14 protein-coding genes are annotated in these 15,490 nt (G+C 65.5%); 4 read left to right on the top strand and 10 right to left on the bottom strand.

Annotated elements, in window-relative coordinates:
• Positions 1 to 90 precede the first annotated feature (90 nt).
• From RBB42_RS21680 to RBB42_RS21710, 7 genes are all read right to left on the bottom strand, one after another.
• On the bottom strand, positions 91 to 1,638 hold the full coding sequence (locus RBB42_RS21680; protein WP_371931811.1) for a UxaA family hydrolase: 1,548 nt from the start codon (positions 1,636 to 1,638) through the stop codon (positions 91 to 93).
• Positions 1,614 to 2,339: a ribonuclease activity regulator RraA gene (locus RBB42_RS21685; protein ID WP_305971652.1), complete on the bottom strand. Its 726-nt coding sequence runs from the start codon at positions 2,337 to 2,339 to the stop codon at positions 1,614 to 1,616. The genes RBB42_RS21680 and RBB42_RS21685 overlap by 25 nt, the downstream gene beginning before the upstream one ends.
• An 11-nt stretch (positions 2,340 to 2,350) precedes the next feature.
• Positions 2,351 to 3,247, bottom strand: coding sequence for a dihydrodipicolinate synthase family protein (locus RBB42_RS21690; protein ID WP_306043827.1), 897 nt, complete (start codon positions 3,245 to 3,247; stop codon positions 2,351 to 2,353).
• Between the two features lie 87 nt (positions 3,248 to 3,334).
• Positions 3,335 to 5,065, bottom strand: a complete 1,731-nt coding sequence (gene araD / locus RBB42_RS21695; protein ID WP_305971650.1) for an L-arabinonate dehydratase — start codon at positions 5,063 to 5,065, stop codon at positions 3,335 to 3,337.
• A gap of 13 nt (positions 5,066 to 5,078) precedes the next feature.
• Positions 5,079 to 5,201 carry a hypothetical protein gene (locus RBB42_RS21700; RefSeq protein WP_043145432.1) on the bottom strand — a complete coding sequence of 41 codons (123 nt, stop codon included), beginning with the start codon at positions 5,199 to 5,201 and terminating at the stop codon, positions 5,079 to 5,081.
• Between the two features lie 11 nt (positions 5,202 to 5,212).
• The gene (locus RBB42_RS21705; protein ID WP_305971649.1) at positions 5,213 to 7,288 is read right to left on the bottom strand and encodes a TRAP transporter large permease subunit; all 2,076 of its coding nucleotides are present in this window, start codon (positions 7,286 to 7,288) and stop codon (positions 5,213 to 5,215) included.
• A gap of 140 nt (positions 7,289 to 7,428) precedes the next feature.
• Positions 7,429 to 8,469 (bottom strand): TRAP transporter substrate-binding protein, encoded by a 1,041-nt coding sequence (locus tag RBB42_RS21710; protein ID WP_305971648.1) that lies wholly within the window; start codon positions 8,467 to 8,469, stop codon positions 7,429 to 7,431.
• A 164-nt stretch (positions 8,470 to 8,633) separates the two neighbouring features.
• Between RBB42_RS21710 and RBB42_RS21715 the strand changes: the two genes are divergently transcribed.
• The 4 genes from RBB42_RS21715 to RBB42_RS21730 all read left to right on the top strand — a co-directional run bounded on the left by RBB42_RS21715 (position 8,634) and on the right by RBB42_RS21730 (position 12,385).
• Positions 8,634 to 9,356, top strand: a complete 723-nt coding sequence (locus RBB42_RS21715; protein ID WP_305971647.1) for a GntR family transcriptional regulator — start codon at positions 8,634 to 8,636, stop codon at positions 9,354 to 9,356.
• A gap of 83 nt (positions 9,357 to 9,439) precedes the next feature.
• Positions 9,440 to 10,480 carry a pyridoxal-phosphate dependent enzyme gene (locus RBB42_RS21720; protein WP_305971646.1) on the top strand — a complete coding sequence of 347 codons (1,041 nt, stop codon included), beginning with the start codon at positions 9,440 to 9,442 and terminating at the stop codon, positions 10,478 to 10,480.
• The gene (locus tag RBB42_RS21725; protein WP_305971645.1) at positions 10,473 to 11,639 is read left to right on the top strand and encodes a M24 family metallopeptidase; all 1,167 of its coding nucleotides are present in this window, start codon (positions 10,473 to 10,475) and stop codon (positions 11,637 to 11,639) included. Before RBB42_RS21720 ends, RBB42_RS21725 begins: the two co-directional genes overlap by 8 nt.
• Positions 11,636 to 12,385 carry a maleate cis-trans isomerase family protein gene (locus tag RBB42_RS21730; RefSeq protein WP_305971644.1) on the top strand — a complete coding sequence of 250 codons (750 nt, stop codon included), beginning with the start codon at positions 11,636 to 11,638 and terminating at the stop codon, positions 12,383 to 12,385. Before RBB42_RS21725 ends, RBB42_RS21730 begins: the two co-directional genes overlap by 4 nt.
• 3 nt (positions 12,386 to 12,388) lie before the next feature.
• Here RBB42_RS21730 and RBB42_RS21735 read toward each other — a convergent pair whose 3' ends face one another.
• From RBB42_RS21735 to RBB42_RS21745, 3 genes are read right to left on the bottom strand one after another with little or no spacing between them, the layout of a single operon-like run.
• Entirely contained in the window at positions 12,389 to 13,006 is a 618-nt protein-coding gene (locus tag RBB42_RS21735) for a hypothetical protein (protein ID WP_305971643.1), read from the bottom strand.
• Between the two features lie 3 nt (positions 13,007 to 13,009).
• Positions 13,010 to 13,762 (bottom strand): vWA domain-containing protein, encoded by a 753-nt coding sequence (locus RBB42_RS21740; RefSeq protein ID WP_305971642.1) that lies wholly within the window; start codon positions 13,760 to 13,762, stop codon positions 13,010 to 13,012.
• A gap of 16 nt (positions 13,763 to 13,778) precedes the next feature.
• Positions 13,779 to 15,452 carry a phosphate ABC transporter substrate-binding/OmpA family protein gene (locus RBB42_RS21745; protein WP_305971641.1) on the bottom strand — a complete coding sequence of 558 codons (1,674 nt, stop codon included), beginning with the start codon at positions 15,450 to 15,452 and terminating at the stop codon, positions 13,779 to 13,781.
• Between the last annotated feature and the right edge of the window lie 38 nt (positions 15,453 to 15,490).

Genomic DNA, 15,490 nt, shown 5'->3' on the forward strand with positions numbered 1-15,490 from the left:
AGGTCGTCTCTCCAGAGACCCACTCTCCCGCGATCAGATGACGACCGTGGGGGGTGAAGCTGCTTTTGTCCAGCATGATCTGTCCTTTCGTTAACCTGTGACCCCGATGGGCCAGGGAGCGAATTCCTCGGCGCCGACACCCAGCGCCTCGCTTTTCGATGTCTCGCCAGAGGCGATGGCCAGGATCCTGTCGAAGATCTCCTCTCCCATCGCGTCCAGCGTTGTCTCGCCGTCGATGACGGCGCCGCAGTTGATGTCCATGTCCCCCGACATGCGCAAGAACATCGGCGTGTTGGTCGCCAGCTTGATCGTCGGCGCCGGGAAGGACCCGAAACAACTGCCCCGACCGGTGGTGAAACAGACGAGGTTGGCGCCGCCTGCGATCTGGCCCGTGGCTGCCACCGGGTCGTACCCCGGCGTGTCCATGAAGACCAGCCCGCGCGCCGTGACCGGTTCGGCGTAGCGATAGACCGCCTCTATGCCGGTCATGCCGCCCTTCTTCGCCCCGCCCAGCGATTTCTCGATCACATTGGCCAACCCACCCGCCTGGTTGCCGGGGCCGACCACCCCCTGCATCTGGACATCCCTCCCGTCTGTATAGTCCAGCCACCACTTGATCCGGTCGAGAAGCGCGCGGCCCGTCTCCTCGTCCCGCGCCCGCGCCGTCAGGGTGTGTTCGATCCCGTAGAGTTCGGGCGTCTCCGACAGGATCGCGGTACCTCCGTGACGGGCCAGGATATCCACCGCCCTCCCCAGTGCCGGGTTTGCGCTGAGGCCGGAAAACCCGTCCGAGCCACCGCATTGCAGCCCGATCTTGAGATGCGCGGCGGGCTGCGGGCTGCGCTTGGCCTTGTTCGCCTCGGGCAGCATCTCGCGCACCGCCGCCTTGCCCGCCTCGATGGCTGCCGCCGTACCGCCGACGTCCTGCATCCGGACCGTGCGCAGCATAAGCCCGGTTTCCAGAGCGGTATCCGCAAAGAACCGTTCCAGCGAGTTGCGCTCGCACCCCAGCGAACAGACCACCGCGCCCGCCATGTTCGGATGCCGGATGTACCCGGCTAGCGTCCGGTGCAGCAGGTCCATCGGCTCACCCGTTGCCTCCATGCCGCATCCCTGATTGTGGATGAAGGGCGCGACGCCGTCGACATTGGGGAACTCGGCCAACCGTTCGTCGTCGAAATAGGCCGCGATCTTGCGCGCAACCGTGGCCGAACAGTTCACCGTGATGAAGACACCGATATAATTGCGCGTGCCTACCCGGCCATCCGCCCGTTCGAAACCCTGGAAGGTTGCGCGCTGATCCTCGGGCAGCAGTTCCGCCGCGATGTAGTCCTTGCCGAAGCGATAGTCTTTCTGGATCTCGTCCACCAGCACGTTGTGCCTGTGCATCCAGGTGCCGGGAGAGATGTCCTCTCCGGCGTAGCCGATCACCGTGGCATATTTCAGCACCGGCGCGCCCTTGGCGATGTGCGACGTGGCCAGCTTGTGGCCCGCCGGCACATCCTGCAGGGCGGTCACCCCTTCCTCCGGGATCTCGGTGCCTGCAGCCAGCGCGATCCGCGCGACAACCACATTGTCGCGCGGGTCAAGGCGGATGACCGGCGCGGCGGGCATCAGCGGTTGTTCGCCTTGCGCCACTCGGCGAACTTCTCGAGGTTTTCCTCCTGGGTGGCCGGGTAGAGGCCGATGATCGTCTGCCCGTTCTGGACCTGTTCGAGCGCGAAATCCTCGTAAGCGGTCATTTCGATGGCCTCGTCCGCGATCTCGTCCGCGAGATGCGCGGGGATGATGATGACGCTGTCATCGTCGCCCACCACGATGTCGCCGGGAAAGACCGGCGCATCGCCGCAGCCGATGGGGACGTTGATGTCGATGGCCTCGTTTGTGGTCAGGTTGGTCGGGCTGGAAGGGCGTGAATGATAAGCCGGCATGTCCAGTTTCGCGATGTTCATGGCGTCGCGAAAGCCACCATCGGTCACGACACCGGCACCGCCCCGCACCATCAGCCGGGTGATCAGGATGTCGCCCGCGCTCGCGGCCTGGGCCGATTTGCGGCTGTCCATGACCATGACGTGCCCGGGCGGGCAGGTCTCGATCGCCTTGCGCTGGGGATGGTCGGGGTTGCGGAACTCGACCAGCTGGTTGCGGTCCTCGCGGGCGGGCATGTAGCGCAGGGTAAACGCGGGCCCGACCATGTTGCGGCCCTTCTGGCCAAGGGGGCGCACGTCCTGGATGACCTGGTGGCGCAGGCCCCGCTTGTAAAGCGCGGTGGCCAGTGTTGCGACGGAAACCTGTTCCAGCTTGGACTTGGTTTCCGGGTTCATCGGGGTGTCACTCATGGATTTGGTCCTCAGATCAGGCCGTTGGTTGTCATGAAAGCGCGCAAGCGGGTCATCTGACTGTCGGTCAGGGGCCAGGCCGCGGGCGGGCGGGCGCTGCCGCAATCCTCGCCCATCAGTTGCAAAGCCGCCTTGACGCCAGGCACGTTGGCGCCGCCCTGGTCCTCGGCACGGATGTCCTCGAAGACCTGCATTTCCGCGATCAGGCGGCGCGCCTCGGCGTAGTCGCCGCCTTCCAGCGCGGTGTTGATCGCCACGGAGCGTTCCGGCCAGACGTTGATCAGGCCCGAGGTAAAGCCGCGCGCGCCCACGGCGTAGAAGGCAGGCGCCCAGACCTCGGCCAGGCCGCCGGTCCAGATGATGTGATCGGGACAGGCGGCGATAGCGGCCTTCAGCTTCATCGGGTTGGGCGTGGCCCATTTGACGCCGACGACGCCCTCGACGTTGCAGAGCGCGGCGATGGCATCGGTGCCGATGGCATCGTTGCGCAGGTAGAGGATGATCGGCAGCCCCTGCCCCGCCTCGCGAACCGCGAGGACATAATCGACAAGACCGCGGGGCGCGACGAAGGGATCGGGCGGCTGGTGGATCATCAAGGCCGCGGCGCCAGCGGCGTGCGAGGCCCCGGCCAGGCGCTCCGCATCGCGCACGCCACGACCGACACCCGCAACCATCGGCACCCGCCCCGCGATATGGGCCCCGGCGGCCGCGACCATCGCGCAGGCCTCGTCCACGGTGAGACCATAGAACTCGCCGGTGTTGCCATTGGCAGTCAGGACGTGCACGCCCGCGGCAACCGCCCGATCCACCACCGGCTTTTGCAGGTCCGGCGCGATCTCTCCGGCGCTGTCGAACGGGTTGACGAGAATTCCGGAGACGCCCGTCAGGGCCTGGCTCAATTCGGTCATGTCAAAGCTCCTGAGTCCCGGCCCCCGCCGGGATCGTCTGTCGGCAACAGCCCCGGAACAGGTCCGGGGCCATTGCAAGGGGAAAGGTCAGTTGATCTCCGGTTCCGGTACCGGTCCACCGAACTCGGAGCGCAGGAAGTCGAAGTCGCATCCCTTGTCGGCCTGCTCGATATGTTTCGAAAACATCCAGCCATAGCCGCGTTCAAAGCGTGGCTCGGGCGCCGTCCAGTTGGCACGGCGCGCGGTCAGCTCCTCGTCCGTGAGACGCACGTTCAGCGCCCGGTTGGGCACGTCGATCTCGATGATGTCGCCCGTCTCGATCAGGGCCAGCGGCCCGCCGACGAAGGCCTCGGGCGCGACGTGCAGGATACAAGCCCCGTAGGAAGTGCCCGACATGCGCGCATCCGACAGCCGCAGCATGTCGCGATGTCCCTGTTTCAACAGCGCCTTGGGCATCGGGATCATGCCCCATTCCGGCATCCCCGGTCCACCCTGCGGCCCCGCGTTGCGCAGGACCATAACATGGTCCGGCGTCATCGGGTAATCCTCGTCGTTGATGATCTCCTTGAGCTGGGCATAGCTGTCGGCAACGATGGCGGGTCCGGAATGTTTCTGGAACTTCGGGTCCATCGCCGCCGGCTTGATGACCGCGCCATCGGGGGCAAGGTTGCCCCGCAGCACCGCCAGCGATCCCTCGTGGTAGACCGGGTTGGACAGCGGACGGATCACGTCATCGTTGTAGTTGACCGCCTCGGCGATATTCTCGCCCATCGTCTTGCCGTTCACGGTCATGACCGACAGGTCCAGCTTGCCCCCCAGTTCCTTCATCAGTGCCGGCAGACCGCCCGCATAAAAGAAATCCTCCATCAGGTATTCCTTGCCCGAGGGACGGATGTTGGCGATCACCGGCGTGCCGTGGCCGATCTCGTCCAGGTCTTCCAGCGTCAACGGGATCCCGGCGCGGCGCGCCATCGCGATCAGGTGGATGATGGCATTGGTCGAACAGCCGGTGGCCATCGCCACGGTGACCGCGTTGCGCGTGGATTCCGGCGTCATGATCTTGTCCGGTGTCAGGTCTTCCCAAACCATTTCCACGGCGCGGCGGCCACAGGCGGCGGCCATGCGCTTGTGTCCCGCGTCCGGTGCCGGAATCGACGAGGCGCCCGGCAGGGTCAGGCCCCAGCCGTCGGCAATCGACATCATGGTGCTGGCGGTGCCCATGGTCATGCATGTGCCATAGCTGCGGGCGATACCGCCCTGCACGCCCATCCATTGCTCTTTGCCGATGGTGCCTGCGCGACGTTCGTCCCAGTACTTCCAGACATCCGTGCCAGAGCCCAGCTTCTGCCCGGCGTAGTTGCCGCGCAACATGGCACCTGCGGGCATGAAGATGAAGGGAAGCCCCATGCTGACCGCCCCCATGACCAGCGCCGGGGTGGACTTGTCACAGCCACCAAGCAAGACCACGCCATCAATGGGGTGGGCGCGCAGAGTCTCCTCCACCTCCAGCGCGCCCATGTTCCTGTAGAGCATCGAAGTCGGCTTCAGGAACTGTTCCGAAAAGCTGTGTACCGGCATTTCGACCGGCATGCCACCCGCTTGATAGACGCCCTTCTTCACGAACTCGGCGCGGTCGCGAAGGTGGTGGTGGCAGGGCGACAAGTCGGACCATGTGTTGATGATGGCGATGACCGGCTTGCCTTCCCAGTCTTCGCCGTCCAGCCCCATCTGCATCGCGCGTGACCGGTGCCCCATCGAACGCAGGTCATCCGGCGCGAACCAGCGGGCAGAGCGGAGGTCTTCGGGTTTCTTGGTCATTGTCCGGTCTTTCTCAGGAAATCGGTTGTGCGTACTGGAACATCAGGAAGACGATCAGCGCCGCAAGCGCAAGACCGAAGACCCAGGGCCAGATTCCGTAACCGTTGATGTCGTCGTGACTGTCGCGTCCGATCATTGGGTCTCTCCTCAGTTCAGGAATTCAGGCAGGAAAAGCGCGATCTGCGGGAAGAACATCACCAGCAGCAGGCCGACGACCTGCAACCCGATGAAGGGCAGCACCGCCAGAAAGATTTCCTGCAGGGTCACATCCTTGGGCGCCACGGATTTCAGCCAGAAACAGGCCGGTCCGAAAGGCGGCGACAGGAAGTAGATCTGGATGTTCATGACGAAAAGGATGCCGAACCAGATCTTGGCCTGATCCTCGGTCAGGCCAAGGTCGGGCGCCAGCGTCATGATCACCGGCGCAAAGACGGGAACGGTGATCAGCACGATGGCGATCCATTCCATGAACGTGCCCAGCACCATCAGGATCAGCATCATCACCAGCACCGTGCCCAGCGCCGACAGCCCGAGGTCAAGGAAGAGCGAGCGCATGAACTCTCCGCCGCCGACGAGATTGAAGATGCCGACAAAGCTGACCGCGCCCAGCACCAGCCAGATGATGGTGCCGACCGTGGTCATCGTGCCCAACATGGCGGCCGACAGCACGTCCCATTGGAACTTGTGGCGCACGGCGGCGATGAAGAGCGCCCCGATACAGCCCACGGCCGCGGCTTCCGTCACCGAGGCGATGCCGCCGTAGATCGACCCCATGACGGAGGCGATCAGCAGGATGCAGAGGATCACGGCCGTCAGGCGATCCTTGGACAGCTTCTGTTCCGATCCGGTGATCTCGGCCACTTCGGCGGCGGTGGGGGCCAGGCTGTGGTTCAGGTTCACCCGCAGCAGGACGTAGCCCGCGTAAAAGACCGCCAGCATGATCCCCGGAATGGCTCCGGCCATGAAGAGATCACCGATACCGACCTCCGCCGCCAGGCCGTAGACGATCATGATGATCGACGGCGGGATCAGCGTGGCCAACGCGCCCGAGGCGCAGATCAACCCGATGGACAGCTTGCGATCATAGCCAAGGCGGAACATCTGCGGCAGCGCCACGAGGCCCAGCATCACGATCTCGCCGCCCATGACGCCGGACATGGCGGCCAGGATCACGGCCACGACCGTGGTCTGCACCGCCACGCCGCCGCGCAGGTTGCCGGCAAAGATCGACATGGCATCGAACAAATCCTCGGCAATCCCCGCCCGTTCCAGGATCGAGGCCATGAGAACGAAGAAGGGCACGGCAACCAGGCTGTAGTGTTCCAGCAGGCCCACGGCGTTGGACGACACAAGGAACAGGCCGCGCGGACCGAAGAAGCCAATCGCCATGACCACCGAGACAAACAGCGTCACGATGCCCAGCGGCATGCCCGTCATCATCAGGGCGACAAGCAGCACCACCATGATGATCGAGATCGTGCCCAGATCCATCTCGCGCAGTTTCAGCGCCTTGGACGGGTCCATCGCCTTGCCGATCTCGGTGATGAAGTCCGAGAACATCACCGCGATCTGCACGTCCAGCACATGCGCCAGGAAAGCCGAGATGAAATAGACGATGAAATACCCGCCAACCACCTTGACCGCCAGCTTGGCGGGCTTGCTCGACAGGTGCCGATGCAGGTTCATCATCAATTGGGCAAGGTACATGAAACCGCCGATGACCATCAGGCTCTTCATCATCATCGGCATGGGCGAGTTGAAGGCAGAGCCCGATTTCTCGATCCGTCCGACGCTGTCATAGGCCCGGATCGAGGCATCGCTGAGCAGCATGTAGAGCGCGATGATACCGACGATCATCGCGAAAAGTTCCAGCCACCAGCGCTGCGCCTTGCTGGCCATGTTGTGGATCACCGTGATCGCGATATGGCGCTGTTTCATGGTGACGTAGCCCGCCGACAACATCCATGCGGCGGCGACGATGGTCATGACCGTTTCAAAGGCCCAGTAGGTGGGCGCGTGCAGGACATAACGGGAAAACACCTCCCAGAGGGTCGCAAGAGCCGCGACCATGTAGAAGGTGGAAATGGCGATGCCGGTGATGTGGCTGGTATGCTCGACCACCGTGTATTGCGAACGCGGCAGGTCCGCTTCTTCGTGCAGCGGGTCCTGGGCGCCGATCTCGATCTCGGTCTGGTCCAGGGCGTCGTCTAGGTTGCGCGTCATCGCTCGATGTTCCTATCCCGGCCGCCCCCGGGATGCGGGGCGGTCTTGTAGCGCGTCAATTGGTGTATTGGTCCGGTGTCTTGGGCGCGGCATGGCACGCCCGCGGCTGGCGGGCGTGCCCTTGTCAATTGCGGCGAACCTCAGAGCAGGCCGGCCTCCTTCATGAAGGCGACATGCGCGTCGTAGACTTCCCTGGCCAGGTCCGACCCGGCGGCAAAGTCTTCCCAGGCTTCCTGGGCGATCTTGCGGAACTTGTCGCGCTCTTCCTGCGGCCAGTCGATGACGGTAATCTCACCCTCGGCCTTGTCGCGGGCGACAAGCTGGCGGTCGAGGCGGTCGAAGTGCTGGCGCAGACCGTTGTAGGCAGCAAGATACCAGGTCTCGAGCGCAACCTGCTCTGCCTCAGTCAGCTCTTCCCAGACCTGCTCGGAGACGGTGAATTGCAGGATCGGTGTCGAGTGGATGCCGGGGTAGATCGGGTACTGGGCGATCTTGTGCATGCCGTTGGCATCGTTGTTGGCGTAGGCAGAGTTGTCCGCCGCGTCGATCACGCCCTTTTCGAGCGCGCCGTAGGTTTCCGACCCGGCCATCGAGACCGGCGCAGCGCCTGCGCGTTTGAACACGTCGGCAGCCAGCCCCTCGGGCGAGCGGATCTTCAGCCCCTCAAGATCGGCCACGCCGCGCACCGGCACCTTGGAGACGAAGGCCTCGCGCGCATAGGCGCCGCAGCCGACCACATGGACGCCCGGGAAATGTTCGTCATAGAGCTTTTGCAGCATTTCCTTGCCGCCGCCCTGCGCGCAAAAGGCCTGGATCTGGTCGGCGGAGTCGTACCCGGCGATCAAGTCACCCATCAGGGCAAAGGCGGGATCGACACCGGCGAAATAATTGATCGAGGTCAGATCGCCGTCAAGGATGCCGACACCGATGGCTTCGGGGGTTTCGCGGCGCGGCACAACCGCGTTGATCGGCAGCAGTTCGACCGTCAGCGACCCACCGGTCATGGTCTCCAGCTTGGGCACCCATTCCTCGTTCAGGTAGGCCAGCGAGGCGTGGCTGGCGTTGGACGAAGTCTGGATCTTCAGCACGCGGTCCGCGGCAGTGGCCGCGCTGGCCGTGGCCAGGGCTGCGACCGCCACGACCCCTGCCCTGGACAGCGTCTTGAGCATCTCGAATTTCATAAATTCCTCCCGTTCTTCGCTGCGCGTCACGCTTTCTCACGCGGGTATATCGGCAGCTGGCCAAACTAATATATTAGTTGATACAACCGGTCAATCTTGATTGAATACCAACGCCGCCCTGCTAGATCCTCGTCATTCGCAGGGTGGGCGCAGGGAGTGGTCCGATGATGGCCTCGATTGAACAAAGCTTTGGCGACACGGCAAAAAGCGCCCCGACCTCGGCTGCGGGGACGGTCTATGACGCGTTGCGCCGCAAGATCGTGTCGCTGGACTACCCGCCCGGCACCTCGCTCTCGCGGAACGCGCTTGCGCAGGAATACGGCGTCAGCCTGACCCCCGTGCGCGAGGCGATGCAGCGGCTGGAAGAGGACGGATTGCTGCGGATCATGCCTCAGTCGGGCACCGTGGTGAACCGGATCGACGTCGACCAACTGTACGAAACACAATTCCTGCGCATTGCCGTCGAAACCGAGGTGGTGCGCCGCCTCGCCCTGGCCCCGCAGCCGACGATCCAGGGCCGCGCCCGCGCCATCGTGCGGATGCAGGAGACCCTTGTCGGCGACACCGAACAGATGGGCATGTTCTACGAACTGGACCGTGCCTATCACCGGACGCTGTTCGCCGGCGTCGGCATGACCAACCTGCAGCAGATGCTGGTCCGGCGGATGGGCCACCTGCTGCGCTGCCAGAGGCTGGATCTCCCGTCCGAGGGAAAGATGGCCGACATCGTGGACCACCACAAACGCATCCTAACCGGGATCGAGACTGGCGATGCATTGGCGGCGACAGAGGCGATGCGCAGTCATCTTTCCGGCACGATCAGCCGCCTTGACGTGCTACGTGCCCGTTTTCCCGACCATTTCTCGGAGCCGGCCCCCGACGGCTGACGGCCTGTCCCACCGCGATTGCGCGGTCAGGGGAATGCGCCTAGGCTCGGCGGGAATGCGAAACCGCGCCGGAGGTCAGCGACGTGCCAGAGATCGAGCCAAACCCGTTCCGGGGCAAGGGGATTTTGCAGGATTGGCCCCTGCCCGCCTCTGATCCGGCACCCGTCTCGGCTCTTCTGGCGCGTTGCCCGAAACATGCGCCCACGCCGCTGCATGATGCGCCAGAACTGGCCTCTGCCTGCGGTGTGGCCGTGTTGAACATCAAGGACGAGAGCGGGCGCATGGGTCTGGGCAGTTTCAAGGCGCTTGGCGCCGCCTACGCCATCGCACGAGACGCCTGCGATGCGGGCGGCGACCCGCCCTCGGCCGCTGGCCGCACCTATGTCGCGGCCAGCGCGGGCAACCACGGTCTGTCGGTGGCCGCAGGGGCCGCCGTTTTTGGCGCCCGCGCGGTGATCTACCTGGCCGACTCCGTGCCAGAGGCCTTTGCCGACCGGCTACGTGCCAAGGGCGCCGAGGTCGTGCGCGCGGGCGCCACCTACGAGGACAGCATGGCCGCCGCCGAACAGGCCGCCGCCGACAAGGGATGGACCCTGCTGTCCGACAGTTCCTGGGAGGGCTACACCGATCCGCCGCTGGCGGTCATGGAGGGCTACCTGCAACTGGCCGCCGAGGCCGTGGATCAGGTACCCGAACCGCCCACGCATATCCTGTTGCAGGCCGGCGTCGGCGGTATGGCCGCAGCCCTCGCCGCGCATTTTCGCGCCGCCTGGGGGGATACCCTGCAGATCGTCGTCGTGGAACCGGATGCCGCCCCTGCCTTGCGGGACAGCATCCGCGCAGGCCGCGCCGTGACCGCACCGGGGCCGGTATCCTGCATGGGGCGCCTCGACTGCAAGACGCCTTCGATGATCGCCTTGGCCGGGCTGTCGCGGGATGCGGACAGATTTGCGACCATCGCCGAAGCCGAGGCGCAGGATGGTGTCGCCACGTTGGCCCGGGGCGGGCTGGCCACCACCCCCTCGGGCGGGGCGGGCCTGGCCGCGCTGATTGCCGGGCTGCCGGGGATCGGGACAGAGGCACGGGTGCTTGCGGTGCTCAGCGAAGGCCCCGAGGATGGCTGACGGGCGCCCCGGTTTCGGCGCGGGTGAATACCGCCGCCGCTGGACCGCGCTGCAGGCTCGCATGGCCGAGGCGGGCGAGGATGCGCTCTTGCTGACCGGCGCCGCGGATGTCTTCTACCTGACGGGCTTCCTGACCCGCTTCTGGGAAAGCCCGGCCCGTCCCTGGTTCATCGTGCTGCCCGCCAAGGGAGACCCCGTTGCGGTGATCCCGGAGATCGGCGCCCACCTGATGGGGCAGTGCCATCTGGGCGATATCCGCACCTGGCCCGCGCCTGACCCGGTGGACGACGGCATCGGCCTCTTGACCGACACGCTGGCCGCGCTGGTGCCGGAAAGGGGACGGATCGGACTGCCGATGGGATTGGAGACCAGCCTGCGGATGCCGCTGGCCGACTACCGCCGCCTGACCGCAGCGCTCGCCCCCCGCGCCTTTGCCGACGCAACGGACACGGTGCAGCGCGTCCGAGAGATCAAGTCCGAACTGGAAATCGCCGCCATCCGCGAGACCTGCACCCTCGCCGCGCGCGCCTTTGACGCCGTGCCCGCCCTCGTTGCCGCCGAGCGCAATCTTGACGCGATCTTTCGCGGCTTCCAGGGCGCCCTGCTGGAGGCCGGGGCCGATTGGGTCAGCTACACCGCAGGCGGTGCCGGTCCGGGCGGCTATGGCGACGTGATCTCGCCACCCTTGTCCGTCCCGGTCCAACGCGGCGACGTTCTGATGCTGGACACGGGCGCGGTGAAGAACGGGTATTTCTGCGACTTCGACCGGAATTTCAGCATCGGCCCCCCCGATGACGACACCCGCCGCACGCAAAACGCGCTGTACGAGGCGACAGAGGTTGCCCTGAACCGCCTGCGCCCCGGCATGACCGCACGGGATGCGCACCGGCTGCTGACCTGCGCCCTGTCCGAACGCGGCGCGACGCCCGGCGGCGGCAGGCTGGGGCACGGACTGGGCATCACGCTGACCGAATGGCCCTCTTTCACCGATCGGGACCGCACCCCCCTGCGCGAGAACATGGTGCTGACGCTGGAACCCTCTGTCGAGATCGCGCCGGGTCGGATCCTTGTCCACGAAGAGGATATCGTGCTGCGCGCCGACGGGCCGGAACTGTTGACGGAACGCGCGCCTTTCGACCTGCCAGAGATCGGGATATGACCGGCTTTCCCTTCGACCTCGACGCCCCCGAGACAATCCGCCTGGGCCTGATCGTCCTGCATGTGGACGAGACCATCGAAAGTGACTTCCGCCGCATCTTTCCCGGTGCAAACGTCGCCCTCCATGTAACGCGCATTCCCTCGGGGGCCGAGGCAACGCCGGAAACACTGGGCCGGATGGAGGCGGACCTGCCGCGCGTGACCGCGCTCTTGCCGCCCGCGGCGCAGTTTGCCGCCGTAGGATATGGCTGCACCTCGGGCACCACGATGATCGGCGCCGACCGCGTGACGGAACTGGTGAACGGTGCCTGCCGGACAGACGCCGTCTGCAATCCCTTGAGCGCCGCGCGCGACGCCTGCCGTCTCCTGGGCATCCATCGTCTGGGACTGGTATCGCCCTATCGCCCGGACGTGGCACAGCCCGTCTGCGATGCCCTGGCCGGCAGGGGGACAAATGTCACCCGCGCCGTGCATTTCGGCGAGGCGATCGAGGCCAACGTCGCACGTATCTCGGGAAACAGCGTCGTCGCCGCCGCGCGTCAGGTCGCCCGGCACGGGGACGTTGACGGAATATTCCTGTCCTGCACCAATCTGCGCACGCTGGACGTGATCGGACCGCTGGAACGGGAGTTGGGCCTGCCGGTCTTCGGCAGCAACCTCGCCCTTGCCTGGGCGATGGCACGGGCCGCCGGGTCGCATGTCCTCCCGACGCTGGATTGCCGGTTGATGCAGGCGGAACCGGCCTGACCGTCAGTCATCGCTGTCGCGGTAGCTCAAGGACTGGTCGCGCCTTTGGGCCGAAGTATCCAGCCGCCGCGTGGCACGCGTGCCCGGCACCAGCAGTTCGGCCTTACGGAAATAGGCGCGCAGCTCTTCCTTGACGATGCCGAAATGCCTGCGCACCTCGCGCACGGTCATCGACTGCCAGGGATCTTCCTCCAGCGGGACAAGGTGCAGATCCCGGTTCGGCAGGTTGTCGATGGAATAGCCCACCCCCAGCCGATAGCTGGGGATGTGCTCGGGGCTGAATTGCCAGACCTTGGGGTAAAGCGTCGTGGACACATGGATGAAGGTGTCGACCGCCTCATCCGTGATGTCCGAGGCCGCGCCCATCGTCGCCCCGATGATGAAGGCCTCGTCCTGGACATGCAGGCCCCGGCCCAGCAGGACATGGATGCAGTCATGCCGGGCAAGGCTGATGGCGCCGGGCAGCGCGTCAGGGCTCTCGGGATTTTCGTACTTCCGAATGATCTCCGGCACATCCTCGGCCTCGGCGGCGGGCATGGTCGCCAGCACCTCGGCCAGGGTCATGTCGTCGGTGTCCAGTCCCGGGTTCCATTCGTCCCATTGCAGCAGTGCGCGGCCCATGCCCTAGTTGCCCCCCTCGAAGGCGGTGATCGGATCGAAACTGGCGTTCTCGGCAACCGCTGCCTGCAGCGCCTGTGCCAGTTTGCCGACATCGTCCACCGCGACATAACTGGTGTGGCCCTCGGCGTTCAGGACGTGGCGCCGCCCGATGCCGATGCCGATGGTGGCGACCTGCACCGGAGTCTTGTTCACCGTTTCGATCACCTCGCGCACCAGCAGGTCGGGATCGTCCGCCGCGCCATCCGTTGTGACGATGATCCGGTAAGTGCCGAAAGAGCGCGAGCGCGCCGCCTCTTCGGACAGCAGGTCACGGGCGGCTGACAGGGCCGGCCCGAGCGGGGTCGAGCCGGTGGAGCGCAGTGGAGACAACCTGCCCGGAAGGATGTCTGCGGCATCCTCGACCGTCTCGAAGGGGAGGACCAACCCGGCGTTCAGCGCCAAGACCCCCACCCTGTCGTTGGTGTCCATCATGCGCACGGCCTGCAGCACGGCGGCCTTGGCCTGTTCCAGGTCGGACCCCATCGAACCGGAATCGTCCAGCACGATCATGGTAAAGATGCGGTCCGGGTCCGGCACGGTTTCCACGTCCGGCACCTCGATCAGCGGCGGCCAGGCGGCCAGCGCCTCCCAGTCCACGGTCCCCATGTCCTTCGAGGCGGCGTAGGTGGTCGGCTCCGACACCGTGTTGTAGATGAAAAAGCCGCTTGCAGCCACGACACCGGCCACGGCCACCAGAAGGGTTTTTGCCTTGCTCATGTCACCATCCCCCGTGTCATAGCGGATCGAAGGTGGTGGCTTCGGCCTGGGCCGTCAGCACCCGGAAAACGACGCGCATGTTCTGCCGCCACTCGGCCTCGGTGGTGGGCGGGTTGAACGCCGGGTTCGAAATGCCGACGCCATCGACGATGAACTGGTCGCGGATCAGCCGGATGCCATTGTCCTCGGCGTAGGTTTCCAGAGCATCGACCACGGCGATGGCCCGTTGCAGCGACAGGTTCTGCGTCGAGGTGCGGATGCCGCGCAGTTCCGATTTGGCCGCGCCGTCCTTTTGCCTGCGCAGGAAGTGCAGCGGGTCGGCATGACCCTCGACCGTGATGATCGCACCGGAATAGGTCGAGGCCAGGCGCAGGATCTCGGCGAAATCCTCGGCGTAGAGGTCGGCGGGGAAATCCGGCGTGTCCGGTTCGAAATAGACCTGGAAGTCGATCTTGGTGTTGGCGTCCAGCTGGCCGGTGCGGCGCAGGCGGTTGACGGCTTGGGCCGCCTTTTCCGGGTTGAAGGCCGCGACCTGGCGGTCGTCGAGGTTCTTCAGCCCTTCGGTCAGAGCGGTGTAGTCCCATTCCGCCGTGGCCAGTTCATGCGGGAAGTCGATCATGCCCGCGCCGCGCAGCGCCGTGGCCACCTCCTGGCTGAGCACGGCGAAGCGGCGCAGGTCCGCCGGGTCGGCGAAATGGCGGGCGTTGCCCGACCAGCCGTCGGTGATCGCGTCCATCCAGAGGAACACGCCCTCTTCCTGCGGCAGCCCGCCAAGGAACTCGTCAGCCATCAGCTGGGCCATCTGCGTACGGTCGGGGTGGCCCTCTTCGGCCATGAAGGCGCGCATTTCTTCCTCGCCCCGGAACAGCGCGTTGACCAGCCGGGCGACCTCGTCGCGGTGGGCATCGAAATAGTCCGCCCGCACCGCGATGTAGTCGGCCACCACCGAAGTGGCCTCCAGTGTCGAAATCAGGATCGTCGATCCCTTGACCGACCCTTCGGCCCCGGTGCCCACGGCCCCGCCGGAGGTCAGAAAGCGCGCATCCGGCAGGATCACCGCCGCCGCATCGGCCTTGCCATCGGCAAAGAGATTGGCCGGCGTGTCGCCATCGCCTGTCAGCGCCTCTGCCCAGACCACGGTCACGTCGTCAAAGCTGAGCCCCGCGTCCGAGAGCACCCGCCCCACGAAATCGACGTGCGGGCCATAGGCCTGGATCGCGATCCGCTTGCCCGCCAGATCGGCGGGGCGGCGGATGCCTTCGCCCGCGACGATGCCGTCACCGGCCGACCAGCTGTGCTTGAAGAATACGATCTGCTCGGTCCTTGGATCGGCCTCCGTCACCGGGGCGGCGGCCATCAGCATGCCCAGCGTGCCGCGCAGGAACGGGGTGTCGCAGGCAAGGTAGTCCTCGACCTGACCTGCGAACTTGTCCTTGACCGACAGCGTCAGTTCCCACCCCGCGTCCTGCAGCAACCCGCCGCGCGGGGTGAGGGAATTTCCGTTGGCATGGACGACGACACCATCCGCCCCCCAGGCGATCAACGGCATCTTCTGCGTGGTTCCGCCGGAACAGTCACGCACCGGGCTGGTGACGACCTGGGCCAGCGGATCTCCGGTCTCGGCCATCGCCGGCAGGCCTAGAACGGACAGAACCAGCACTGTGCAAAAGGATCGAAAGAGTTTCTTCATAACAAGTCCTTCGTCGTTGTCGGGAACCTGGCCCCGAA

The sequence above is a fragment of the Mameliella sp. MMSF_3455 genome (genome assembly GCF_030733205.1).
Taxonomy (GTDB): domain Bacteria; phylum Pseudomonadota; class Alphaproteobacteria; order Rhodobacterales; family Rhodobacteraceae; genus Antarctobacter.